The 24,596-nt window shown below is 64.9% G+C and carries 21 protein-coding genes, 1 tRNA gene and 1 pseudogene; 12 read left to right on the top strand and 11 right to left on the bottom strand.

Annotated features, from left to right (window positions below):
* Window positions 1-33 precede the first annotated feature (33 nt).
* The 4 genes from rpoH to X268_RS39155 form a co-directional block, all read right to left on the bottom strand.
* A complete protein-coding gene (rpoH, locus tag X268_RS02365) occupies window positions 34-975 on the bottom strand; it encodes an RNA polymerase sigma factor RpoH (RefSeq protein WP_128923442.1) in 942 nt (313 codons plus the stop codon).
* A 147-nt stretch (window positions 976-1,122) separates the two neighbouring features.
* Window positions 1,123-2,547: a sensor histidine kinase gene (locus tag X268_RS02360; RefSeq protein WP_128923441.1), complete on the bottom strand. Its 1,425-nt coding sequence runs from the start codon at window positions 2,545-2,547 to the stop codon at window positions 1,123-1,125.
* A gap of 15 nt (window positions 2,548-2,562) precedes the next feature.
* Window positions 2,563-3,240 (bottom strand): response regulator transcription factor, encoded by a 678-nt coding sequence (locus X268_RS02355; protein ID WP_128923440.1) that lies wholly within the window; start codon window positions 3,238-3,240, stop codon window positions 2,563-2,565.
* 74 nt (window positions 3,241-3,314) lie between these two features.
* Window positions 3,315-3,482 carry a hypothetical protein gene (locus tag X268_RS39155; protein WP_164937480.1) on the bottom strand — a complete coding sequence of 56 codons (168 nt, stop codon included), beginning with the start codon at window positions 3,480-3,482 and terminating at the stop codon, window positions 3,315-3,317.
* Window positions 3,483-3,723: 241 nt separating this feature from the next.
* Here X268_RS39155 and X268_RS02350 point away from each other — a divergent pair, with 241 nt between their 5' ends.
* On the top strand, window positions 3,724-3,969 hold the full coding sequence (locus tag X268_RS02350) for a hypothetical protein (RefSeq protein WP_128923439.1): 246 nt from the start codon (window positions 3,724-3,726) through the stop codon (window positions 3,967-3,969).
* A 276-nt stretch (window positions 3,970-4,245) separates the two neighbouring features.
* Window positions 4,246-4,608 carry a hypothetical protein gene (locus tag X268_RS02345; protein ID WP_128923438.1) on the top strand — a complete coding sequence of 121 codons (363 nt, stop codon included), beginning with the start codon at window positions 4,246-4,248 and terminating at the stop codon, window positions 4,606-4,608.
* A 385-nt stretch (window positions 4,609-4,993) separates the two neighbouring features.
* On the opposite strand, the gene X268_RS02340 is transcribed toward X268_RS02345, so the two are convergent.
* Both X268_RS02340 and cpdR read right to left on the bottom strand, forming a co-directional pair.
* A tRNA-Val gene (locus X268_RS02340) sits at window positions 4,994-5,068 on the bottom strand.
* Window positions 5,069-5,143: 75 nt separating this feature from the next.
* Window positions 5,144-5,503 (bottom strand): cell cycle two-component system response regulator CpdR, encoded by a 360-nt coding sequence (gene cpdR, locus X268_RS02335; protein WP_007597092.1) that lies wholly within the window; start codon window positions 5,501-5,503, stop codon window positions 5,144-5,146.
* Window positions 5,504-5,833: 330 nt separating this feature from the next.
* Between cpdR and X268_RS02325 the strand changes: the two genes are divergently transcribed.
* From X268_RS02325 to X268_RS02315, 3 genes are all read left to right on the top strand, one after another.
* The gene (locus X268_RS02325) at window positions 5,834-6,724 is read left to right on the top strand and encodes an N-formylglutamate amidohydrolase (RefSeq protein WP_128923436.1); all 891 of its coding nucleotides are present in this window, start codon (window positions 5,834-5,836) and stop codon (window positions 6,722-6,724) included.
* A 543-nt stretch (window positions 6,725-7,267) separates the two neighbouring features.
* Window positions 7,268-8,050 carry a histidinol-phosphatase gene (gene hisN, locus X268_RS02320; protein ID WP_128923435.1) on the top strand — a complete coding sequence of 261 codons (783 nt, stop codon included), beginning with the start codon at window positions 7,268-7,270 and terminating at the stop codon, window positions 8,048-8,050.
* Window positions 8,051-8,072: 22 nt separating this feature from the next.
* Window positions 8,073-9,062 (top strand): Bug family tripartite tricarboxylate transporter substrate binding protein, encoded by a 990-nt coding sequence (locus X268_RS02315; RefSeq protein ID WP_128923434.1) that lies wholly within the window; start codon window positions 8,073-8,075, stop codon window positions 9,060-9,062.
* Between the two features lie 50 nt (window positions 9,063-9,112).
* Here the strand turns inward: X268_RS02315 and X268_RS02310 are convergent, their stop codons facing one another.
* Complete coding sequence (locus tag X268_RS02310; protein ID WP_128923433.1) at window positions 9,113-10,003, bottom strand: LysR family transcriptional regulator; 891 nt, start codon at window positions 10,001-10,003, stop codon at window positions 9,113-9,115.
* A 168-nt stretch (window positions 10,004-10,171) separates the two neighbouring features.
* On the opposite strand from X268_RS02310, the gene X268_RS02305 reads away from it, so the two are divergent.
* Complete coding sequence (locus X268_RS02305) at window positions 10,172-10,924, top strand: sulfite exporter TauE/SafE family protein (protein ID WP_128923432.1); 753 nt, start codon at window positions 10,172-10,174, stop codon at window positions 10,922-10,924.
* Between the two features lie 3 nt (window positions 10,925-10,927).
* On the opposite strand, the gene X268_RS02300 is transcribed toward X268_RS02305, so the two are convergent.
* Window positions 10,928-11,338 (bottom strand): GFA family protein, encoded by a 411-nt coding sequence (locus tag X268_RS02300; protein ID WP_128923431.1) that lies wholly within the window; start codon window positions 11,336-11,338, stop codon window positions 10,928-10,930.
* Window positions 11,339-11,393: 55 nt separating this feature from the next.
* Window positions 11,394-12,026, bottom strand: a complete 633-nt coding sequence (locus X268_RS02295) for a LysE family translocator (protein WP_128923430.1) — start codon at window positions 12,024-12,026, stop codon at window positions 11,394-11,396.
* A gap of 223 nt (window positions 12,027-12,249) precedes the next feature.
* Here X268_RS02295 and X268_RS02290 point away from each other — a divergent pair, with 223 nt between their 5' ends.
* Together X268_RS02290 and X268_RS02285 are read left to right on the top strand one after the other, a co-directional pair.
* The gene (locus tag X268_RS02290; RefSeq protein ID WP_164937479.1) at window positions 12,250-14,046 is read left to right on the top strand and encodes an adenylate/guanylate cyclase domain-containing protein; all 1,797 of its coding nucleotides are present in this window, start codon (window positions 12,250-12,252) and stop codon (window positions 14,044-14,046) included.
* Between the two features lie 193 nt (window positions 14,047-14,239).
* A complete protein-coding gene (locus X268_RS02285; RefSeq protein WP_128923428.1) occupies window positions 14,240-17,050 on the top strand; it encodes a di-heme-cytochrome C peroxidase in 2,811 nt (936 codons plus the stop codon).
* A gap of 48 nt (window positions 17,051-17,098) precedes the next feature.
* On the opposite strand, the gene X268_RS02280 is transcribed toward X268_RS02285, so the two are convergent.
* Window positions 17,099-18,046, bottom strand: a complete 948-nt coding sequence (locus X268_RS02280; protein ID WP_128923427.1) for an alpha/beta fold hydrolase — start codon at window positions 18,044-18,046, stop codon at window positions 17,099-17,101.
* A 205-nt stretch (window positions 18,047-18,251) separates the two neighbouring features.
* On the opposite strand from X268_RS02280, the gene X268_RS02275 reads away from it, so the two are divergent.
* Both X268_RS02275 and X268_RS02270 read left to right on the top strand, forming a co-directional pair.
* Window positions 18,252-18,722 (top strand): Hsp20 family protein, encoded by a 471-nt coding sequence (locus tag X268_RS02275; RefSeq protein ID WP_164937478.1) that lies wholly within the window; start codon window positions 18,252-18,254, stop codon window positions 18,720-18,722.
* 150 nt (window positions 18,723-18,872) lie between these two features.
* On the top strand, window positions 18,873-19,643 hold the full coding sequence (locus X268_RS02270; protein ID WP_128923425.1) for an alpha/beta fold hydrolase: 771 nt from the start codon (window positions 18,873-18,875) through the stop codon (window positions 19,641-19,643).
* An 85-nt stretch (window positions 19,644-19,728) separates the two neighbouring features.
* Here the strand turns inward: X268_RS02270 and X268_RS02265 are convergent, their stop codons facing one another.
* A complete protein-coding gene (locus X268_RS02265; RefSeq protein ID WP_128923424.1) occupies window positions 19,729-20,475 on the bottom strand; it encodes a hypothetical protein in 747 nt (248 codons plus the stop codon).
* A gap of 491 nt (window positions 20,476-20,966) precedes the next feature.
* On the opposite strand from X268_RS02265, the gene X268_RS40825 reads away from it, so the two are divergent.
* Both X268_RS40825 and X268_RS40820 read left to right on the top strand, forming a co-directional pair.
* The gene (locus X268_RS40825; RefSeq protein WP_430648252.1) at window positions 20,967-23,939 is read left to right on the top strand and encodes a glutamate synthase central domain-containing protein; all 2,973 of its coding nucleotides are present in this window, start codon (window positions 20,967-20,969) and stop codon (window positions 23,937-23,939) included.
* Window positions 23,936-24,561: pseudogene (locus X268_RS40820) on the top strand (glutamate synthase-related protein); the annotation flags it as partial. The gene X268_RS40825 and the pseudogene X268_RS40820, both read left to right, overlap by 4 nt.
* Window positions 24,562-24,596 lie beyond the last annotated feature (35 nt).

Genomic DNA, 24,596 nt, shown 5'->3' with positions numbered 1-24,596 from the left:
ATCTCTGTTCAGTTGGCGGCGATGCGCGACCGTTCAAATGAAAACGCGTTCAGCATCGCTGGCCGTTGGCGCCAGGGATGGCGCCTGCGTGGCACGGAGCGCGGCTTGCCTGACCTTCGCGAAGGCGCGAATCTCGATCTGCCGAACGCGTTCGCTTGAGATCGAGAGCTCGCGGGCGAGCTGATCGAGTGTCGGCGGATGCTCAGCGAGCCGCCTCGCCTCCAGCACGCGGCGCTCCCGCCCCGTGAGGACCTCGAGCGCAGCGCGCAGGGCACCGGACCGACGCTCCGTCTGATCCTGATCGGCAAGGATGGCCTCGGCGTCGCTCGCTTCGTCCACCAGCAGGGTTTCCCACTCGGCACCTTGCTCGTCGCCGCCAACCCGCGCATTCAGCGACAGATCGCCGCGCAGGCGGCAATCCATCTCGATCACGTCCCGCTCGGACACATTTAGCTTGGCGGCAATCGCCTCGACAACGTCGGGCGTAAGCCCCACCACCGCGCCGCCGGCGGTCTTCCTCATCTCGCCGCGGAGCCGGAAGAACAGCTTCTTCTGGGCTGCCGTCGTTCCAATTTTGACCAGCGACCAGGAGCGCAGGATGTATTCGTGGATGGCGGCCTTGATCCACCACATCGCATAGGTGGAGAACCGCGAGTTTCGGCCGGGCTCGAACCGTGACGCAGCAATCACGAGCCCGAGATTGGCCTCGGCCATGAGATCGGCGAACGGCAGACCATATCCCCTGTAGCTCCGCGCGACCTTGGCGGCGAGGCGGAGATGGCTCGTAACGAGCGCATTCGCGGCATCGCCATCCCGCGTCTCCTGCCAGCGCCGCGCAAGCTGCTGCTCCTGCTCGCGCTCGAGCAGATCGTAGCGGCCGATCGCTGTGGAATACGCATTGGCCAGGGCGGTCGCTGTAGGCCTGGCCGGCACGGCGAAATCGATCTTGCTCAAACCCGCGTGACTCGTTGGCATCTCTTGCTCCCACATTCGAACCGGCGAACGGAGCGTAAGAGGCCTCCGACTGACGGCGCCAGTAAATTGGACTTAACAAGCCTGAATTCGCTTTCAGATATCTCGACGTGATTTCCGCTTCGCACGCATTGCGCATGCTCCTCGCGGTCACATCGGCGCGAGGCTCGCGTGACGCGAGCGAGTGGGGTCGGATGCCGCGGCCCCGCGTGACATCGCTCGCGCCGCGGCGAGAATCTCCACCCGTCCGCCGGGCGTAGGGCAAATGGTCAGGCGAAAGCCGTGTAGCTTGACGATGGCAGCGACGAGGCTCAGTCCCAGCCCCACGCCCGGCGTATTGCGCATCTTGTCGGAGCGATAGAACCGCCGCAGCACCGCCTCCCGCTCTCCCTCGCCGATGCCGGGACCTGTATCACTCACGCCGACGCGCACGGTCTTGTCGTCCGACACCAGTTCGAGCGTCACCCTTCCGCCGCGCGGCGTGAATTTGACGGCGTTGTCGACGAGATTGGCAATCGCCTCGAACAGCAGGTCCCGATCGCCCCGCACCTCTGCGTTGCGGTCGATCGCGAGGCAAAGCGCGATGTCCTTGTCTTCGGCGATGGGTTCATAGACGTCGCATACCTGCCGCAGGATCTCGTCGAGCGCGACATCACCGAATCCGGCCGTGCGATTGCCGCTCTCGATTTCGGCCAGGCGCAGCAACGCGGTGATGATCGCGAGCGATTGGTCGATGCCGGCTATGGACTTGTCCACGACGTCCTGAAGGTTCTCCAGCGTGGCCGCGTGCGTACGACCGCGCTCCAGCGCCAGGCGGACCCGCGTAAGCGGCGTCCTGAGATCGTGGGCAATGTCGTTGCCGACACCGGCCAGCGCGTTGATCGTTGTCTCCATCTCATCGAGCATGCCGTTGACGATCCTGGCCAGTCGCGCAAACGGATCGTCCGCATTGGTCTGCGGCAGCCGCTCGCGGAGATTGCCGGCCACGATGCGCTGAACATGCCGGTTCACCTGCTCGACGCGCCGCTGGGCGCGGATGCTGAGCCAGGCCCCGGCCAGCAGGCAGAAGCAGAATGCCGGCAGCAGACCGAGCAGCAGCGCCTGCCCGACGACACTGGAGATCTCGCGCATCTCGTCGACATTACGCCCCATCACGAGGATGTGGCCGTTGCCGAGCCGCCTGCCCGCGGCCTTGACGATGGCTTCGTGAGCTGCCGGCGGCGCGAGCCGGGCGAGCCGCACGCTCTGCACCGGCCCGCCGAGATCGAGCTGCGGTGGCAAGCGCGCGATATTGCCGGAAAGGCGAACGCCCGTGGCGTCGAACAGGCCGGCATATTGCACGCCCCTGGAGTCCTGCTTGAGATGATCGGAAATCGCGTCGTTGAGGCGGGCGGGCGGCAGCTCGGCCAGGAAGTTGAGCTGCGTTGCGATCATGCGGTCGGATCGCATGACGAGGTAGTCGTCGATCTTCCAGTAGATGAAGGCGAACAGGGCGGCGACGAACAGTGCCAGCGTGGCCGCCACCGCAGCAGTCCAGAGGAAGGTGTTCGAACGGATGAACTCAATCTGGCGCATCGATCGGCCGACCTATCAGCGGACGCGCAGGATGAATCCCGAGCCGCGAACGTTGTGGATGAGCTGGGTCTCGCCCGAGCCGTCGACCTTGTGGCGAAGGCGACCCATGTGCACGTCGATGAGATTGGTCGTCGCCGGAACGAATTTGTAGTTCCAGACCTCCTCGAGCAGCATCGCGCGCGTCAGCAGTTGGTCGCTCCGGCGCATCATGTATTCGAGCAGGCGGAATTCGCGCGGCAGCAGATCGATCTCCCGCTCGCCGCGCCGGGCGGTCCGCTCGATCAGGTCGAGCTCCAGCGGGCCGGCACGCAGCGTGGTCTCGCGGCTGTCGATCGGACGGCGCAGCAGCGCCTCCACCCGCGCGACGAGTTCGACCAGCGCGAACGGCTTTGTCAGATAGTCGTCGCCGCCGACCCGGAGGCCGCGCACCCTGTCATCGACCGCGCCGAGCGCGCTCAGCACCAGCACCGGCGTCCTCACCTGGTCCTTGCGCAGCGCCTCGATAACAGTGAGCCCGTCCATTCCGGGCAGCATGCGATCGACGATCAGGGCATCGGGCGAGGATTCGCGGGCGCGGTCGAGACCGCCGATGCCGTCGGGCGCCCATCGTACCTCGAAGCCATGCTCGGTGAGCTCCGACACGATCGCGTCGGCGGTCTCGGTGTCGTCCTCGATCAAGAGAATGCGCGTCATGGTGCTGGCCCCACGTCCTGCGAGACGTTGAGGCCGGCGGCGAGGCATCGGCTCGCTGGTCCGCGACGTCATGTTCAATGCCCCTTCGGGCCGAACATGCGGGGCAGCACCGTCATACGATGCGCCGCCGGCTCGTCACGCAGATAATCCCGCGCGGGATCGAGCACCATTAAATAGCATGTCAGGGACACCGGAAGCGCCGCGGCCGACGGCGCGAGGGCGATTCGATCTGCTGTCGCCATGATCGTCTCTTATCTCCATGCAGCGGGACGCTCCTGCAGATATGTTCGCGACGAGGCCGCCGTTACGCGCCGGCAGCGCGAACGTTGCCGGTTTGCACGATCGTGCTTGCCAGCAACGCCGCCATCACGGGCCGTTGAAGGCGGGTGAGCAATTCGTGCGTTTGGTTCACGCCCGATCGTACGCATCTCCGTGGCAGGCCGGCCTTGGACTGCCTGCTGTTGTCACACAAGGAGAATCCCAATGACCACGCTCAAGCTGTTGTCGACCGGACTGGTCGCTGTCGCCGTGCTCGGAGGCCCCGTCATGGCGCGCACCAGCCATGCCGTCACGCATCCATCCGCCATGCAAGCCGATCCGGTCACATCGCAAGGGTTCGCCGATCAGGGCGGCCGCGCCTGCGTTCCGGCCCCGCGTGTTGGCGCGTTCGCGACAGCGCCGTGGACCGGCAACAACGTGCCCTGTGAGCCGGGCACCGGCAGCTTCTGATCGCAGGCGATCGCGGCCAGCCGGGCGGGCGCCTCGTCCAGCGGTTGCCGTTCAACGATGCAGGCGGGCCCGACCTTGGGCCCGCCCTTGCTCTGCAGTGCGCGCCGGCGATGCGCCGGATCATTTCGACGATGCGCTGCCTCCCATGCCTGACATCGAATTCAGTGGGGCGGCCGCGCGAGCTTCCCATCTTCTTTCACGCAGGGGCTTGCCGACGACACGAGGCGCAAGCGAACGCATCGGCCGCCGCGCACCCAGACACGAAAGGAGTCCCTCATGAAACGAGCATTGATGATCCTGGCGACAGCGACGCTTGCCTCCGCGCTGGCTGTCGGAACGGCCGAGGCGCGTGGCGGTGGTGGTGGCGGCGGCGGCCACGGTGGCTTTGGCGGTGGCGGATTCGGCGGCGGCCATATGGGCTTTGGCGGCGGCGGCGCGCATTTTGGCGGCATGGGACATGCCGGCGGATTCGGCGGCGAGCACCTCGGCTTCGGCGGTCACGGCGGCGGGCTTCGCCAGCACGCCTTTCACCGCTATGGCGGCTTCGGGCGCGGATATGGATCCTACGGCGCCTATCCGGATTGCTATGACTGGTATGAGCTGCACCCCTACCAGTCGCTGCCGCTGAGCTGCAGCTAACCCAGCGCACGCAGCAGCCCTTAATCCGGACCAGCCAAGCGCATTGCCGTCCTCGTCGAAGATAAAGGCGATGAAGGCGTCGTACTCTTACGAAAACGAGATGCTCCCTCGGGAGCATCTCGGGCGCTGGGGCCTAGATGGCTATGGCCGAAGCGATGATCGAGAAAGAGCACGCGGCCCTCTGCCGTTACCTTCGGAGTAACGTGGGGGAAGCAAGGCCATGCTTCGGCATCCCTCGCCAGGGGTCTGGAAACCGAGCGTCCGCATTTGGACAGCCAGCCTCATTTGGACGGGGCAGCCTGCGCCGAAATGGGCCTTCGTGGAAATCTCGTGGAAACCACCTCTTCAGGCCGCAGGCGCAGGGCGCCTAAGTCATTGAAGAGGATGGTGGGCACGACAGGGATCGAACCTGTGACCCCTACCATGTCAAGGTAGTGCTCTCCCGCTGAGCTACGTGCCCTAAAAGTCCACTTGCGTCGGGTGGGGTCCCTATAACGGCTCAGGTGACCCGGCGCAAGGACGGAACGGGGCCGATTTAGGCCGCCAGCATCTTGTTCACTTCACTGACCAATTCGCGCAAGTGCACGGGCTTGGACAGCACCTTGGCGTTCTTGGGGGCGTCCGAATCCGAGTTCAGGGCGACCGCGGCAAAGCCGGTGATGAACATGATCTTGATGTCGGGGTCGAGTTCCGAGGCCCGGCGCGCGAGCTCGATGCCGTCCATTTCCGGCATCACGATATCAGTGAGCAGCATCTCGAACGGCTCTTCCCGCAACCGCTGATAGGCGGCCATGCCGTTGTCGTGGGACGAGACCTGAAAACCGGCGTTTTCCAGCGCCTTGACCAGGAAGCGGCGCATGTCGTTGTCGTCTTCGGCGAGCAGGATCTTTGGCATGGCAGGAATCGTCGAATCCCCAGAGGATATCAGCAGAGGTCACTAAGCCCGACAGAGGGTAAATTTGGGGTGAAAATCTTTACCCTGGACCGGCTGCGCTGCCGCCCTCTTGTGAACCGGAAAACGGCTCGAATCAATCGAGCCGCACGGGCATGTCCCCGGCTCGCTGCCCACACGGTTAAGACGTGTTCCAATGGGCCTCACATCTTTTCGCTTGGCAGAATGGTTGCGATTCCGGACAATGACGACACATAAGAGCCGCTCGATCGGCCGAATCGATGCGGTCTGGCCCCTGCCAGATCCCGGCGCGAAGGGACGAAGCCTGAGAAGATGACCCGGTTTGACGGCGAGACGTCGCCAGCCTTCGAGATCGTGGAGCCCGCGCAATGGCGCGCGCCGGTTATCTTCAACTCGCCCCATTCCGGCTCGACCTATCCGGACGAATTTTTGGCGGCCTCGCGAATCGACCTGCTGACGCTGCGTCGGTCCGAAGATTCCTTCATGGACGAGCTGATCGGCCATCTGAGCGAGCGCGGCTTTCCGACCGTCAGGGTCAACTTTCCCCGCTCCTATGTCGACGTCAATCGCGAGCCCTATGAGCTCGACCCGCGCATGTTCACCGGCCGTCTGCCGAGCTTCGCCAACACCCGCTCGATGCGGGTCGCCGGGGGCCTCGGCACCATTCCGCGCGTGGTCGGCGACGGGCAGGAGATCTACCGCGACCGCATCCTGGTCGACGATGCGCTGGGGCGGATCGAGACGCTGTACAAGCCTTATCACCGCGCGCTGCGCCGGCTGATCAACAAGGTGCACCAGATGTTCGGCACCGTCGTGCTGGTCGACTGCCACTCGATGCCGTCGGTCGGCGTGTCCCGCGACGAGCCGCGCCGGCCCGACGTCGTGATCGGCGACCGCTACGGCACGAGCTGCACACCCCTTCTGCCCGACCGGGTCGAGGAGACCATGGCCGGACTCGGCTATTCGATCGGCCGCAACAAGCCCTATGCCGGCGGCTTCATCACCGAGCATTACGGCAATCCCGCGAGCGGCCTGCACGCGGTGCAGCTCGAGCTCAACCGCGCGATCTACATGGATGAGCGGCGGCGCGAGCGCGGTCCACGCTTTGCCCAAGTGGCGACCGACTTCGGCGTTCTCGCCGACGTGCTGGCGACCACGATTCCGTTCGGCGACCTCGGCCCGTTCCAGGCGGCCGCAGAATAGGGCCGGCTTTCCTTCGCACGATCGGGTTACAAGATCGGATCATCTGCGACTGGCGCGAAAGCGTTTCGCTTCGCAGCTTTGCGCGTACCGAATTGAAAGCACGAGCCCCAAGAAAAAAGGGCCGCTCGCGAATGACGCAAGCGGCCCAAGTCTAGGGAGGAAACGCCCAAGGAGGGCAGCGGTAACGCCAAGCGCTACCGCACCGCAACAATATGCGACCGCGCCGCACAAAGTGCAAGGGTTTTTGAGCCGTTTCCCATGCAATATGCACATGGCTCAATTGCTTCCATGGAAACCCAGATTCAGTTTCTTTGATAAGGAAATTCAATGGGTTGATAATCATTTGCATACGCACGAGGCATGGTCGGAACTAAGTTTTCAACTCCGTGATCGATATTTGGCCAGCGGGTGGACTTGGATGAGGCAGCCCGCTCCGGCATCCAAAATACCAGGGAGCAAATCAAGACAGCGCTGCCCGCGGGAGGCGAATTGAGCTAGGCAGGAGCCGAGGTTCACCCAACTTTCGCTTTGAGGATTCCGCCTGTGACGGTGATCGACTTCTCCGCCTTCATCGGACGGCTCGCCACCGCCTCCGGCGAAACCATCCTGCCGTTCTTCCGCACCTCGCTGTCGATCGACGACAAAAGCAAGACCAAGGATTTCGACCCGGTCACCGAGGCCGACCGCGCCGCGGAGGCGGTGATGCGGCGGCTGATCAAGGCCAACTTCCCCCAGCACGGCATCGTCGGCGAGGAATTCGGCAACGAGCGCGAGGACGCCGACTATGTCTGGGTGCTCGACCCCATCGACGGAACCAAATCCTTCATCGGCGGCTTTCCGATCTGGGGGACGTTGATCGCGCTGCTGCACAAGGGCGCGCCGGTGTTCGGCATGATGCACCAGCCTTTCATCGGTGAGCGCTTCTCCGGCGACAACGGCTCGGCCAATTACAAGGGCCCCTCCGGCGAGCGCCGGCTCCAGGTTCGCCGCTGCGCCTCGCTCGCGGAAGCGACGACCTACACCACGAGCCCCTTGCTGATGAACGAACGCGACCGCGCCATCTTCGGCCGCATCGAGCAAGGCGCGCGGCTGTCGCGCTATGGCGGTGACTGCTACTCCTACTGCATGCTGGCGGCGGGGCACGTCGATCTCGTGGTCGAGACCGAGCTGAAGCCCTACGATATCGCAGCCCTGGTCCCGATCGTGACCGGCGCCGGCGGCGTCGTCACCACCTGGGAGGGCAAGCCGGCCCAGGGCGGCGGCCGCATCGTCGCCGCGGGGGACGCCAGAGTTCACGAAGAAGCCTTGAAGCTGCTCAACCAATAACCAGCGCGAGCGGGAGGCTTGCATGACCATCTCGCGCAAGCTGCTCGTTGAATTGTTCTCGAGGCTGTTCCTGGGACTGTTCCTGCTGCTGCCGTCAGCAGTGACGGCGCAGAATTTTCCTTCCAAGCCGATCAAGCTGATCGTGCCGTTTCCGGCCGGCGGCCCCAACGACATCATCGCCCGTGTGATCGGCGAGCGCATGTCGGAGCTGTCGGGCCAGCCGGTCGTGATCGACAATCGCGGCGGCCAGGGCGGCGTGCTCGGCACCGACGCCGTCTCCAAGGCGCAGCCGGACGGCTACACCATCGCGATCTCCTCAGCCGGCGCGCTCGCAATCAGTCCGAGCATGGAGAAAGTCGCCTACGATACGCTGACCGATCTCACGCCGGTGACGCTGGTCGCGACCGTTCCGGAGATGCTTGTGGTTGCGACCAACGTGCCGGCCAAGGACGCCAGCGAGCTGATCGCGCTCGCCAAGGCGCAGCCCGGAAAGCTCAACTTCGCCTCCTCCGGCCCCGGCAGCCTGCCGCATCTGGCCGGTGAGCTATTCAAGCTGACGGCCAGGATCGACATCGTCCACGTGCCCTATCGCGGCGCGGCACCGGCCGTGAACGACCTGTTGGGCCAGCAGGTGCAGATGACGTTCCTCGACCTCCCGGTGCTGCTGCCGCAGGTCAAGGCCGGCGCGCTGCGGCCGATCGCGGTCGGCTCCGCCGAGCGCGCACCGACCGCGCCGGACGTGCCTACTCTTTCGGAAGCGGGTTTTCCCGATCTGCGCGTCGAGAACTGGTACGGCATGGTCGCGCCGAAAGGCACGCCGAAGGAGATCGTCACGGCGCTGCATACACTGACGACGAAAGCGATGGCGGATCCCACAGTGAAGGAGAAACTCGCAGCCCAAGGCGCGACGCTGGTCGGCGATGAGCCGGATCACTTTCGCTCATTCATTGCGGACGAGACCAGGAAGTGGGCGAAGGTGATCAAGGACGCTGGGGTGGAGATGGCGAAGTAGTCTCGCCTACCCTCCCTGGAAGGCCCTGGAAGGGGAGGGTAAGAACGGCATCACACCGCTTCTGCCCGCAAGTGCTCCACCAGCATCTTGGCCGGCCGGGGCAGTGCCTTGAAGCTGCGCGCGCAGATCACGAGACGGCGGTTGGCCCAGCCATCGCGGAGCCGGACCATGGCGAGCGGCATCAATTTGGCGCAGCGGCGGGCGGCGGATTCGGGGACCAGGGCAACGCCGACATCGGCGGCGACCATCTGGCAGATCGCGTCGAAATCGCGCAGGCGCGCGCGGAAATGCGGGCGCATGCCGAGCCGGGCCGCGTGCTTGGAGATGTGCATCTGAAGCGCGGTGGCGCTGGTCAGCCCGACGAAATCACAACTCCCCGCTTCCTGAAAATCGATCTGGCGCCGGCCGGCGAACGGTCCGCGGCGCGAGGTCACCAGCGTCAGGCGGTCCTCGCTGAACACGAAACGCTCGATATGGTCGGGCAGCGCGTGCTCGGCGGCGAAGCCGAGATCGGCGGCGCCCGCGGTGACCGCGGCTGCGATGTCGGTGCTCTCGCGCTCCTCGATGTCGACGGCAATGTCGCGATGCTCGCGCAGGAAGCCGGCAAGCGCCTTGGGCAGATGCTCCGACAGGCCCGAGGTATTGGCGAGGAAATGCACGTTGGCGCGTACGCCGCTGGCAAAGCCGGCGAGATCGCCGCGCATGGCGTCGATCTGGTGGATCACGAGCCGCGCATGATCCAGCAGGCTCTCGCCGGCCGCGGTCAATTCGACACCGCGCCGCCCGCGCTTGAGCAGCGCGACGCCGAGCGCGTCCTCGAGCCCCTTGATGCGGGCGCTGGCCGAGGCCAGGGCGAGGTGCGAGCGCTCCGCGCCGCGGGTGATGCTGCGCTGGTCGGCGACGGCAATGAAGAGCTGGAGGTCGACGAGGTCAAAGCGCATGGCAGGTCTCTTTTTATTGGTGGAGCATGATCTTGGCGGAAAACCGCTGCGCACTTTGCGCTAACGCGGCCCTGCGGGTCCGGATCATGCTCTGCCTTCGTATAGAGCGAAGGCTCACTCCGTAACCTCCAGATTGTGCGCCCGCGCTGCTTCGGTCAATGTGCCGGCATGATCGACCCGCTCCTCATCCTCATCGCCGCCGTCTTCCTGCTCGCCGGATTCGTCAAGGGCGTGATCGGGCTCGGCCTGCCGACGGTGTCCATGGGCCTGCTCGCCGTGAGCATGGCACCGGGCCGTGCCATTGCCATCGTGATTGTGCCGGCCATCGTCACCAACATCTGGCAGACTTTCGTCGGCCCCTATCTGCGCGATATCCTGCGGCGGCTGTGGCCGCTGATGATCGGCACCGTGGTCGGCTGCTGGCTCAATGCCGGCGCGCTGACAGGCCCGCATGCGCGCTACGGCACGATCGTGCTCGGCGTCCTGCTTGTCACCTACGCCGTGATCGGGCTGAACAAATTCCAGTTCCGCGTCGCGCCCCAGAACGAGAAATGGGTCGGCGGTGTGGTCGGCATCGTCACCGGCGTGATCTCGGCCTCGACCGGCGTGCAGGTGATCCCCTCGATGCCGTTCATGCAGGCGATCGGCATGGAGAAGGACGAGCTGGTGCAGGCGCTCGGCGTCTTCTTCACCACCGCGACGCTGGCGCTCGCCTTCAATCTCACCGCCGGCGGATTGCTGACGCCGGCCAACGCGGTGCCGGGCGCCATCGGGCTCACCATGGCCTTTGCCGGCATGTTCATCGGCCAATCGGTACGAGCGCGGATGCCGGCGGAAGCCTTCCGCCGCTGGTTCCTGATCGCGATGATCCTGCTCGGCCTTTATCTGGCCGGCGGCGCGCTGGCAAAGGAGTTCGCCTGAAGCCTACGATTTCGGCTCAAAGCCCGGCACCCATTTCTCGTGCTGGGGCAGATCGTCATGGATCGTCCACCATGGCGCGCGCGAGGAGGTGAAGACGTGCAGGCGGGGCCTGGCTTGCGGGTCATCGTCGAGCAGGCCGGCGGGGATGCTGATGGTCGGCAGGTAGCTGGCCTTGCCCGGCGTCAGGCAGCCGCAAATCTTGCAGCGATGGCGGAAACTGCCCGGCGCGGATTGGTAAGCCACCGTCATGTCTTCGCCCGTCACGAAGCGAAACTTGCCGGCATCGACATGGGCGTAGGTGGCAAAAGCCGCGCCGGTCAGTTTGCGGCAATTGGCGCAGTGGCAGTGCGTCAGCGCCCGCACCTTGTCGATCTCGAAATGCACGGCGCCGCACAGACAGCTTCCACGAATCATCGAAACCTCCCGGCCGCGGCTTCGATCGAGGCCGCATCTCATCCGTTTGAAGGAGTTACCGGCTCTCCAGCATGGCGACGCGGATGCCGAGATAGATGAAGAGGCCGCCGAGCGCGCGGTTGACCCAGGCGATGGCGCCCTCCGAGCTGCGCAGACGGTGGGCAGCCTTGGCCGCAAACGCCGCCAGCACCAGGCACCACAGCGTTCCCGTGAAGATGAAGATCAGGCCGAGCGTCAGGAAGGCGAGCGGCTTATGCGGTGCATCGGCTGCGACGAATTGCGGCAGGAACGCCAGGAAGAACAGCGCGACCTTGGGATTGAGTGCGTTGGTGAAGCCCCCCTGAAGGAAGCCCCGCCGCAGCGAGCTCCGCATCGGCTCGTCGATCGCCGCCGCCAGCACCGGACGCGACCACAGCATCTGCAGTCCCGTGACGACCAGATAGGCCGCCCCGACCAGCTTCAGGATCGAGAAGGCGGTCGAGGAGGCCATCAGCAAGGCCGAAAGGCCGATCGCAGCGCCCGCAACATGGACAAAACAACCGCAACTGATGCCGAATGCGGCGGCGGCACCACCCCGCCACCCCATCTGCATGCTGCGGCCAATGACGTAGACCGAGTCCGGCCCCGGCGTAATGTTGAGCAGCACGCCCGACAGGATGAACAGCCAGATTTCGTGAATGCCCAGCATACGAGCCCCCTGCCGCCGTCCGGGCGGTCGCAATTCCGCTTAGTCGGTTCATTCCTCCCCGTCCACCGCCGGAATCGCGTAGGATTTACCTCGAATTTGCAATGCGGATCATACTTCCGCTCGGCCTCATCTGCTCTATAAAGGCAGAGTTCTTGAAATGCGGGATTCGAGGCGACTTGCCACGTTGTGTGGCCGGTCTGTCCTCCCTTGGAGCTCCGAGAATATGGAAAGACGTCTGGCCGCCATCGTCTGCGCCGATGTCGTCGGCTACTCGCGCATGATGGGCAGCGACGAGGCCGGCACCCATGCCGCCTTCAAGGCCCATCGCGCGGCGATCCATCCCATCATCCTCAATCACGGCGGCCGCGTCGTGAAGAACACCGGCGACGGCTTCCTGCTCGAGTTCGCTTCGATCGTCGGCGCCACCGAGGCCGCGATCGCGATGCAGACGCTGATGGCGGAGCGCAACCAACATCTGCCCGCCGACCGCGCCATGCAGTTCCGGCTCGGCATCCACATGGGCGACGTCATCGCCGACGAGGACGAAGTGTTCGGTGACGACGTCAACATTGCCGTTCGTCTCGAATCGGTTGCGAGCCCTGGCGGCTTCGCGATCTCGGCCAAGGCCTATCGCGAGGCAAGCAAGCATCTCACCGTTCCGCTGACTGATGCCGGCAACCACCGCTTCAAGAACATCAAGGATCCGGTCGGGGTCTTCACCTGGACGTCCGAGGGGGCACCGGCGCTCGCGCCCGAGCTCCGGGAGGCCTCCACCCTCTCGCAGCAGTACCGCACCGCGATCGTCGGCGTGCTGCCCTTCGCCAATCTCAGCGACGCCCAGGACGAATATTTCTCCGACGGCCTCACCGAGGATCTGATCCACGCGCTAGCGCTGCAATCCTTCTATCGCGTGCTGAGCCGCAACTCGACCTTCGCCTTCAAGGGCAAGAACACCAGCACGCGCCTGATCGCGCGCGAGATCGACGCCACCTATCTGATCCAGGGTTCGGTGCGGCGCGCCGGCGCCAAGATCCGCGTCACCGCGGAGCTGATCGCGCCGGAGACCGGCGAGCAGCTCTGGACCGGCCGCTACGACCGCGACATCGGCGATCTCTTCGCGATGCAGGACGAGATCACCACCAACCTGTCCGCCGCCATCGCCACCGAGATCGTCCGGGCCGAGGCCTCCGCGCCGGCGCGCCTGAGCACCGACGTGACCGCCTGGGACCGTTTCCTCAAGGGACTGTCGCACTACTACCGGCAGACCAAGGAAGACCTCGCCGCCGCCGTCGAGCTGTTCCGGGAGGCCATCGGGCTCGATCCCAAACTGTCGATCGCGCATGCCTATCTCGCCACGATCCAGATCCAGAGCATCCAATTCGGCTGGGTCAAGGGCACGCGCGAGATGTGGGCCGAGGCGATGAACCTCGCAGAAACCAGCGTCCGCCTCGACCCGCGCTCCTCCTTCGCGTTCTCGATCCTGTCCTGGGTCCACGCCATGGAGGGACATTACGAGGCCGCGATGGACGCCGCCAAGCGCGCGGTCGCGCTCAACCCCTACGACAACGGCGCGCGCGGCGTGCTCGGCATCTGCCATTTCGTCGTCGGCGAGCACCGCGAGGCGATCGAGCTGTTCTCGATGGCCGCGCAGCGCGACAACAGCGACCCGCGCTATCAATGGGCGGCGCTGAACGCCTTCAGTCACTACCTGTTGCGCCAATATGACGCGACCCTGTCCTGGGCGCGCGAGCAGCTCTACATCAACCCAAACCACATGCAGGCGCTGGCAATCCGTGCCGCTGCGTTGGCGCAGCTGGGGCGAAGCGACGAGGCAAGCGAAGCCGCCCGCGTGCTGATGAGCAACTACCCGACCCTCAACGTCGACCGTCACCTGCGCAACTTCCATTGGAAGAAGCCCGAGCATCTCGCCCATTATCGCGAGGGGCTGCTGAAGGCGGGCGTGCCGCTCGGCAAGCTGACCCTGGTCCAGAGCGACGTCAAACGCGCCGCCGAATCCTGACCGCGGGCGCAGTCCCCCTGCGGCCGTTTCCACACCTCTCGACCGAAACACACCTGCCTATGTTGACAGGACAGTGAATTCGGCCACACTCCACCACACGCCCAAGTAGTATAGCTCGCTGTCGGTTTGTTAGGACTTTCCGCGCTTGATCGGCGCGGCATTTCACGATTCGCCGTTTTCAGGATTTTGGGCCATGCACGACCCCGCTTCGAAGCTGCCTTTCAACCCCTCCATCCAGGTCTCGCCGAACAATCCCTGCCCCTTCCTGCGCGGCCTCGTCGGCGAAGGCTTTGTCGAGGGCGGCGCTGTCCCGCTGCGAACGCTGTCGCAGACCATCGCCAATGCAAGCGGCGAGACCGGGCTGAAGAAGACCTCGGCCCGCATCCAGGTCCGTGGCGTCACGCTGATCGCCAATGGCGCCTGTCACATCCTGCAAAGCATCTTCTGGGGCGCGCAGCTCGATAGGCTGCGCGGCGGCCCACTCGACAAGCTCGGTGCCGGCTCCCGCATCCTTGGCGTCGACGGGCGCGTCAACGAGAACGAGATCGCACGATTCGCCAGTTTCGGCAGCACCTATGCCGACCCCGATGGCGGCGGCACTGAGACCGGGCTCAACGCCTCGCAAATCCAGACCTTCATGAAGGACAACCTCAAGCGCGCCGGCAATCAAGCGCGCTGGTACTACCGGATCCTGATGAAGTTCGAATGGCCGATCCTGCTCAAGATCATGGGCAAGGGTCAGGGTGACGACCGCTATCTCAGCGTGGCCGAGGTGAGGACATTGTTCAACGAGCGCAAATTCCCGGACAGGATCACCCAGAGGGTTGTCGCCCAGCCGGTCAAACCGCCCTCGCTGATCCTGCGCGCCGCCGGCGGCCTCGCCGCCGCGCTCCTCGTCTTTGGCGTCGTCGCGCTGCGCTTTCCCGATCAATTCCAGCCGATGCTTCCCGGCATCCTCGGCGATCTCGTGGCGCCGCCACTGCCGCAGCTCGTCGAACCCAAGGCTGCATATTGGCTCGAGCAGAACTGGGCGCTGGAGGACCGGCACTGGTTTCATCACGCCAGCCAGGGCACCGCGACCTTCCCGGTGCCCTATAGCTGGTTCATGGCGCTCGAGCAGCCGCGGCTGCATTTCTTCGCAAAGCCCGGCATGCTGCATGACAGCGACCATCTGCAGCGCTTCGGCTTCATCCCGAGCCCGCAGACGATCAACACCGACGATGCCACGCTGCGCCGATTCGGCTACGCCAACGTCTATGACAAGACCAAGCCGGTGCCGGCGCGGCTTTGGGATCCGCCAGTCAATTGGGGGGCCCAGGCTGAAAATGTCGACGGCCTGCCCGTCGGCTTTGCGCGCATGACCGGCGTCGCCGATCCCGCGACGGGCCAGATCGGCGAGGACCGGATCGGCCTGACCTGCGCCGCCTGCCACACCGGCCAGATCCAATACAAAGGTATCGCCATCCGCTTCGACGGCGGTCCGGCCATGACCGATCTGAGGAAGCTCGAGGTCACGACCGGTCTGTCGATTGCCTACACGCTGCTCGTGCCGGGTCGCTTCACGCGCTTCGCCGATCGCGTGCTCGGCCCCTCCGCCAGCGCTGAAGACCGCGATGCACTGAAGCAGAAGCTGCGCACGATCAGCACATTCCTGATCGACTGGGAGAAGACCTACGCGAAAACCATCGCCGGCAAGACGAGGCTCAACCCGAAGACAAAGCGGGAAGAGCCGCAAGAGAACACCGAGGAGGGATATGGTCGTCTCGACGCGCTCAACCGCATCGGCAATCAGGTCTTCGCCCAGGACATGGCGATCAGCGGCCTCAGCGGTTTCGAAAAGAACCTGCATGCCCAGGACGCGCCGGTCAGCTTCCCGCCGATCTGGACCGTGCCCTGGCTCAAATACGCGCAATATGACGCTTCGATCGAACAGCCGCTGATCCGCAATGCCGGCGAAGCGCTGGGCGTGACCGCGCTGCTCAATCTGTCCGACAATACCCCCAAGGACAGGCTATTTCGCTCCTCGATGGACATCAAGAATCTGAACTGGATCGAGGATCTGCTGAAGGGGTCGCCGCCCTATCCGAAGAAGCAACTGTCCGGACTGACATCGCCGAAATGGCCGTCGGACATCTTTGGCGATGCTGCCTGGAAGATCGATGACGAGCGCGTCAAGCGCGGCCGTAAGCTCTATGCGGAGCTCTGCGCCGAATGTCATCTCGGTCCGGTCAACGACAAGGCGTTCGACGCCGAGTTTCCAGCCCAGAGCATCTGGGCCTCGCCACGCTGGGAGACCATCGGCAACGACAAATTCCTCAATGAGGTTCAGAAGAGCGTGAAAGGCATGGGCACCGACCCCGCTCAGGCGGGCGTGCTGGCAACGCGAACGGTTCAGGTGCCGGGCTTCCTCAAGCTCGATCCCACGCAGAATCTCAATGCCTGGTGGAGCTGCAATCTGCCCGATATTTCGTCGACCGACATGCCGTACTCGCTTGGCCTGATGGTGCTCGTCGACATCGTTAGCCGCAAGGCGATGGACGATGCGAACATCGACCCGAAGGTTCAGGATGCCTGGTGGGGCAAGCGCAAGAACTGCCCGAATCCCGGTCCGCAGCCGGCCGACAAGAACGAGCCGGGGCCCTGGTACCGCGCGCGACCGCTCAACGGTGTCTGGGCCACCGCGCCTTACCTGCACAACGGATCGGTGCCCTCGCTCTACTGGATGCTGAGCCCCGCGGCCGAGCGCCCGAAATCGTTCTGCATGGGCGGCGGTCGCGACTATGATCCGAAGCAAGTCGGTTTCGCGGTCACTGACGGCGAGAGCTGCAAGACCGGGCAGACGCGCTTCTCGACGCGCGCGTCTGATGGCACGGACCTGTTCGGCAACAGCAATCTCGGCCATTCGTTCGACGGCACGCCAGGCCCCGGCAAGGACGGCACCATCGGCCGCCCGCTCAAGGAGCAAGAGCGCTACGATCTGATCGAGTATTTGAAGACGCTGTGAATGATCTCGTCGTCATGGCCGGGCTTGTCCCGGCCATGACGAAGATCTTCACTTGAACAGCGGCGTGCCCGGGACGAAGGCGTCGAAGGCGGCCCAGAACTGGGAGCGGTAGCGGTCCTGCTCCTGCAGGATCTCGTGCTTGGCGCCGGCGATCACGAGGTGGGAGCCGGCGCGCAAATGATAGGCGAATTCCTCGATCGCCGCGGTCGAGACCACGGTGTCGTTGGAGGCCGCCAGCATCAGGATCGGCTGGCGGATCTCGGAGGGGTAGTTGACGCGCTTGAACGTGTGCATCGCGCGGAAGGCGGTATCGGCCCAGGCGACCGTCGGTGACGCCAGTCCGAGCGTCGGGTCCTCCTCCAGGATCGCGGCATTGCGCGCATAGCGGACCGGATCGCTGGTCACGGGATTGTTGATGAAGGGATCGAGCCCGGTGAGGCGGTCGCTGCCGCCGGGGACATAGCGGCCGCCCTGCCCGAGTAGGCGCATCGTCTTCAGCAACGCACGGACCGGAAACGAGGTGGTGCGGCCGGGCAGGTCGATCATCGGTGCCGACAGCACCATGCGGTCGAACCAGCGCTTGCCCGCATGCGCCACCCGCAGCATCACTGTGCCGCCCATGGAGTGGGCCAGCGCGAAGAAGGGCGGAGGACAATCCGGCAGCACCACCTGCTGCACGAACGTCTCGACGTCGATCTCGAAATCGGCGAAGTCGCGCACATAGCCCTTGCGCGGATCGCGCAGGCGGCGCGAGGAATGGCCCTGCCCGCGCCAGTCGATCATCGCCACCGCAAAGCCGCGGTCGCGCAGGTCCCGCACGGTCTCGAAATATTTCTCGATCTGCTCGCTGCGCCCGGTGAAGACGCAGACTGTGCCCTTGCGGCCGGCGGGCGGCGCCCAGCGCGCAAAGCGCAGCTCGACGCCATCGGGGGTTTTGATGGTGCCGCTGACGACGTCTTCGGGGACGGGGTTGGACGGGATCGAGACCAGCGTCATAGGCGGGAAGTGCTGCAAATCAAGGGGCTAAAGCGCCGTAAAGGCGCAAATGCCGCCCTCTTGAACGCCGTCTCGTTCCACCCATATCACCTTCGTGCAGGCCGCTACCAGTGTTTCGGAACCGGAACATCAGGCTGCACACAGACGAAAGCCCGGCCCGATTGGCGGGCGGGGTACCAACAGTCGCTCAATGGAGGACTTGACCATGCGTAGTTACGATCTCACCCCGTTCTATCGTTCCACCGTCGGCTTCGACCGTCTCTTCAACCTGCTCGACCAGGCCGGTTCGGACGGCAGCAGCCCGGGCTATCCCCCCTATAACATCGAACGTACCGGCGAGAACGCCTACCGCATCACCGTTGCGGTTTCGGGCTTCGCCAAGGACGAGCTCTCCATCGTCGCGAAGGAAAACACGCTGACGATCAAGGGCGAGAAGGTCGCCAACGAGAACAGCAAGAACGAAGTGCTGTACCGCGGCATCGCCGCGCGCGCCTTCGAACGTGCTTTCCAGCTCGCCGACTTCGTGCAGGTGAAGGACGCCTCGCTCGAGAACGGGCTGCTTCACGTCGACCTCGTCCGTGAGATTCCCGAGGCGAAGAAGCCGCGCCAGATCGCGATCAACGCCGGCACAAAGACGCAGGTGATCGAGAACTCGGCCGCGCAGGCCGCCGCGTAAATCGCGCCCCACTTCCAAGTTATGAAAACGCCCCGGTGCCCCGGGGCGTTTTTGTTTTGCACTGCATCACAGAGCAGTGAAGACGAGTAACGCCGCTGTCTCTCCCTCCGTCCTTTGGGCATCGACCCCAAAACAAGACGGAGAACGATCATGTCACTTTGGCGCAGCCTTTTTGTCGCCGTGAGCCTTTTGGCGGCTTCCCTCGGCCTTGCACATGCGCAGGCACCACAAACGGTGAAAGCCAAGAACGTGGTGCTGGTGCACGGCGCCTGGGCTGACGGCTCGAGCTGGTCGGAGGTGATTCCGATCCTGCAGGCCGCGGGCCTGCATGTCACGGCCGTACAGAATCCGCTGTCGTCGCTTGCCGACTCCGTCGAGGCGACCAAGCGCGCGCTGGCCGAGCAGGACGGTCCCACGGTGCTGGTGGCGCATTCCTGGGGCGGCACCGTGATCAGCCAGGTCGGCACCGATGCGAAAGTAACTGGTCTCGTCTATGTTGCCGCCCGCGCGCCGGATGCGAACGAGGATTTCGTCGCGCTGTCGAAGCAATTCCCGACGGGACCCGCGCGCGCCGGCATCGTCGAGCGCGACGGCTACACCAAGCTCTCGGAAGAGGCCTTCCTGAAGTACTTTGCCAATGGCGTGAAGCCGGAGCAGGCCAAGGAGCTCTATGCCGTGCAATGGCCGACCGCAGCCTCGATCTTCGCCGGCCGCACCAGTGAGGCGGCCTGGCACTCCAAGCCGAGCTGGTACGCGGTGTCGAAGAACGACTACACCATCAACCCCGATCTCGAGCGCTTCCTCGCCAAGCGCATGAACGCCACCACGATCGAGCTCGATGCCGGCCACCTCTCGCTGGTGTCGCATCCGAAGGAGGTGGCGAATTTGATCCTGGAAGCGGCGGGATATCCCCGGAGCTGAAGGGAATCACTGAAATGAGGAAGGCGCCTGAATTCCTCAGGCGCCTTTTGTTTTGCCCGCCTGCCGTCGCGTCAAGCTCGGAGCGCTAATCCAGCCCCTGCGCCGCCGGCATCTCCTGCGTCGGCAGAATGGTTGGGGCCGGCTTCACCTGGCCGACCGTTGGCGCGGCGGCCTCGGTCGGCTTGGCCTGCGCGGCAGCGGTCTGCTGCGCGGCCTGCGCCTGCGGCGCTGCAGGCTCCGCCGGTTTGGTGGCGGCGACCGGCGTCTCGCCGCGTCGCGGGGCGGCCTTGGGCAACGGCACGGTGCGGCTCGCAACATGCGGGATGGCGGCCGGCGGCCGCGGCGGGCCGCTGCGGATCACGGTCGGCGGCGGCAGCGCGCTTTGCGGGCCATAGGGCGCGACCGCGCGCTCGTCATAACCGGGCGCCATGCCGTAGGCGTCGGCGGCCGGCATGAAACGGATGATCCGGCCGTCGCGGGCATCGATCACGAGCCGGCCATCGTCGCCATGCCGGTCGATCACCGCGATGGTGTACACGCTGCCGCGCAGGCGCGGGATGCCGAGCGGCGAGAAGCCGTTGTCGCGCAGCACCGCATAGACCTCGGTCGGCGGCAACACCTCCGGCGCCGGGCCGCGCCCGTCGTAGCCATAGCCATAACGCGGCGGCGGCGCGGCCTCGGGAGGCCCGTAGGGTCCGTCGAAATCCGACACCAGGACCACCGTCCCCCTCACGATACCGCTGGTGGCAACTTGCGCCAAACCCTGCCGTTGTCCGGCGCTCACGACCAGCGCCAGCGTGGCGGCAGCCACACATCCTGTGAAAAACTTCATCGGTCGACACGCTCCTGTCAGGCCCCGGCTGGCTGGCGCTCTTTCGCTTCTTGCGGCGTGGCGCGCCTTCCGAAGAGTTGATCCGAAGCTTCATTTGGGATTTCGGCGTCCACAGGGCCGGATCGGGGCGCGTTTGCTTCAAAACCGGGGCTGCGCAACTTTTGGAAAGCGATTGATTGACTTATCGGGAATCGGGACTTTCGCGCGCTTGTGTGCTAGACAAAAATTTGGCAAGGTGATGGTTAGGACAGGAAGACTGTCTCAATTTTGCTTGCGGTCCCGGCACAGGGATTGCAGCGAAAGTCGGTGCTTTCGAGCACCATAAGGCAACGGGCAAAGCCGTTCTCGGGGACGAGGAACGCCTTGGCCTGAATTTAAGAAAATGCGGCTCGCAGCGGACGAGCGGTGACCCAGAGGCGGGTGCCGCGGAACGCCCAAGGTGCGCCGAAGATGGCGGTGAGGCAGCTTGCCGCACGGAGAGGACAGGAACAATGAACGGGTCGCAATTCGAGCGCGCAAACATCGTGGCAGACCAGCTGTCGGCGACGGTCGCCTCGAAAACGACCGATCCGATTCAGGAGCACAATTCGCGGCCCAAAGCCGAAGGCCTGTACGATCCGGGCCTGGAGAAGGACTCTTGCGGCGTCGGCTTCATTGCCAACATCAAGGGCAAGAAGTCGCATGAGATCGTCTCGGACGCGCTGAGCATCCTCTGCAATCTCGAGCATCGCGGCGCCGTCGGTGCCGACCCGCGCGCCGGTGACGGCGCCGGCATCCTGGTGCAGATCCCGCACGTCTTCTTCAGCCGCAAGGCCGGTGAGCTCGGTTTTACTCTGCCGGAGCCCGGCGAATACGCCATCGGCGCGCTGTTCATGCCGCGCGACACCGCCTGGCGTAACGTCATCAAGAGCATCATCGCCGACCAGATCAAGGAAGAGGGCCTGACCCTGCTCGGCTGGCGCGACGTGCCGACCGACAATTCCTCGCTCGGCGTCACCGTGAAGCCGACCGAGCCCGCCTGCATGCAGGTGTTCATCGGCCGCAACGGCACCGCCAAGACCGAGGACGAGTTCGAGCGCCGGCTCTACATCCTGCGCAAGTCGATCTCGCAGGCGATCTACCAGCGTCGCGACCGCGGCCTTGCAGGCTATTACCCCTGCTCGATGTCCTGCCGGACCGTGATCTACAAGGGCATGTTCCTGGCCGACCAGCTCGGCAAGTACTATCCCGATCTGCACGAGAAGGACTTCGAGAGCGCGCTGGCGCTCGTGCATCAGCGCTTCTCGACCAACACCTTCCCGGCCTGGTCGCTGGCGCATCCCTATCGCATGATCGCGCATAACGGCGAGATCAACACGCTGCGCGGCAACACCAACTGGATGGCGGCGCGCCAGGCTTCGGTGAGCTCCGAGCTCTACGGCAAGGACATCAACCGGCTCTGGCCGATTTCCTATGAAGGCCAGTCGGACACGGCCTGCTTCGACAACGCGCTCGAATTCCTGGTGCAGGGCGGCTACTCGCTGCCGCACGCCGTCATGATGATGATTCCTGAGGCGTGGGCCGGCAATCCCTTGATGGACGAGAAGCGCCGCGCGTTCTACGAATATCATGCCGCACTGATGGAGCCGTGGGACGGCCCCGCCGCGATCGCCTTCACCGACGGCCGCCAGATCGGCGCCACGCTCGACCGCAACGGCCTCAGCCCCGCGCGCTATCTCGTCACCAAGGACGAACGCATCGTGATGGCGTCCGAGATGGGCGTGCTGACGATCCCTGAGGATCAGATCATCACCAAGTGGCGCTTGCAGCCCGGCAAGATGCTGCTGGTCGACCTCGAACAGGGCCGCCTGATTCCCGACGACGAGATCAAGGCCGAGCTCGCCAAGAGCCATCCCTACAAGGAGTGGCTGGAGCGGACCCAGATCGTGCTGGAAGACCTGCCGAAGGTCCCGACCACGGGCGTGCGCTCCAACCTGTCGCTGCTCGATCGCCAGCAGGCGTTCGGCTACAGCCAGGAAGACATCGCCATCCTGATGACGCCAATGGCTGCGACCGGCGAGGAAGCCGCGGGCTCGATGGGCAACGACACGCCGATCTCGGCGCTGTCGGACAAGGCCAAGCCGCTGTTCACCTATTTCAAGCAGAACTTCGCCCAGGTCACCAACCCGCCGATCGACCCCATCCGCGAGGAGCTGGTGATGAGCCTCGTCTCCATCATCGGACCGCGACCGAACCTGTTCGACCTGCAGGGCATGGCCACGACCAAGCGTCTCGAAGCGCGTCAGCCGATCCTGACCGATGCGGACCTCGAGAAGATCCGCTCGATCTCCGAGGTGGCGGACACCCACTTCAAGTCGCGCACGCTGGACACCACCTTCCACGCCGGTCTCGGGGCGGCCGGCATGGACCAGGTCCTGGACGAGCTCTGCGCCCGTGCGGAAAGCGCGGTGCGCGAGGGCGTCAACATCATCATCCTGTCCGACCGCATGGTCGGCACCGACCGGGTTCCGATCCCCTCGCTGTTGGCCTGCGCCGCCGTGCATCACCACCTGATCCGCACCGGCTTGCGCACCTCGGTCGGCCTCGTCGTCGAATCCGGTGAGCCGCGCGAAGTGCATCACTTCGCCTGTCTTGCCGGCTATGGCGCCGAGGCGATCAATCCGTACCTCGCGTTCGAAACCATCATCGCGATGAAGGACCGCCTGCCCGGCTCGCTCGACGACTACGAGATCGTCAAGCGCTACATCAAGTCGATCGGCAAGGGGCTCTTGAAGGTGATGTCCAAGATGGGCATCTCGACCTATCAGTCCTATTGCGGTGCGCAGATCTTCGACGCGGTCGGTCTGAAGGCTGATTTCGTCGCCAAGTTCTTCGCCGGCACGCATACCCGCGTCGAAGGCGTCGGCCTGCCCGAGATCGCGGAAGAAGCCGTGCGCCGCCATGCCGACGCGTTCGGCGATGCGCAGATCTACAAGAGCGCGCTCGACGTCGGCGGCGAATATGCCTATCGCAGCCGCGGCGAGGACCATGCCTGGACCGCCGAGTCGGTGTCGCTGCTGCAACACGCCGCGCGCGGCAATTCGCAGGAACGCTATCGCGCCTTCGCCAAGATCCTCAACGAGCAATCGGAGCGCCTTTTGACGCTTCGCGGCCTGTTCCGGATCAAGGGCGCGGAAGAGGAGAAGCGAAAGCCGATCCCGCTCGACCAGGTCGAGTCGGCCAAGGACATCGTCAAGCGTTTCGCCACCGGCGCGATGAGCTTCGGCTCGATCTCGCGCGAGGCGCACACCACGCTTGCCATCGCCATGAACCGGATCGGCGGCAAGTCGAACACCGGTGAAGGCGGCGAGGAAGCCGACCGCTTCAAGCCGATGCCGAACGGCGATTCCATGCGCTCGGCATCAAGCAGGTCGCCTCCGGCCGCTTCGGCGTCACCACGGAGTACCTCGTCAACTCCGACATGATGCAGATCAAGATGGCGCAGGGTGCCAAGCCCGGCGAGGGCGGCCAGCTGCCCGGCCACAAGGTCGATGCAACCATCGCCAAGGTACGGCACTCGACGCCGGGCGTCGGCCTGATCTCGCCGCCGCCGCATCACGACATCTACTCGATCGAGGATCTGGCGCAGCTCATCTACGACCTCAAGAACGTCAACCCGACGGGCGACGTCTCGGTCAAGCTGGTCTCCGAGATCGGCGTCGGCACGGTCGCCGCGGGCGTCGCCAAGGCGCGCGCCGACCATGTCACCATCGCGGGCTTCGAGGGCGGCACCGGCGCTTCGCCGCTGACCTCGATCAAGCACGCCGGCTCGCCGTGGGAGATCGGCCTCGCCGAGACCCACAGACGCTGGTGCGCGAGCGGCTGCGCAGCCGCATCGTGGTCCAGGTCGACGGCGGCTTCCGCACCGGCCGTGACGTCGTGATCGGCGCGCTGCTGGGCGCCGACGAGTTCGGCTTTGCCACCGCGCCGTTGATCGCGGCCGGCTGCATCATGATGCGCAAGTGCCATCTCAACACCTGCCCGGTCGGCGTCGCCACCCAGGATCCGGTGCTGCGCAAGCGCTTCACCGGCCAGCCCGAGCACGTGATCAACTACTTCTTCTTCGTCGCCGAAGAAGTCCG

This window comes from Bradyrhizobium guangxiense, from assembly GCF_004114915.1.
GTDB lineage: Bacteria > Pseudomonadota > Alphaproteobacteria > Rhizobiales > Xanthobacteraceae > Bradyrhizobium > Bradyrhizobium guangxiense.
Note: the sequence above shows the minus strand (reverse complement) of the source record. Positions and strands in the feature narration are given on the sequence as shown.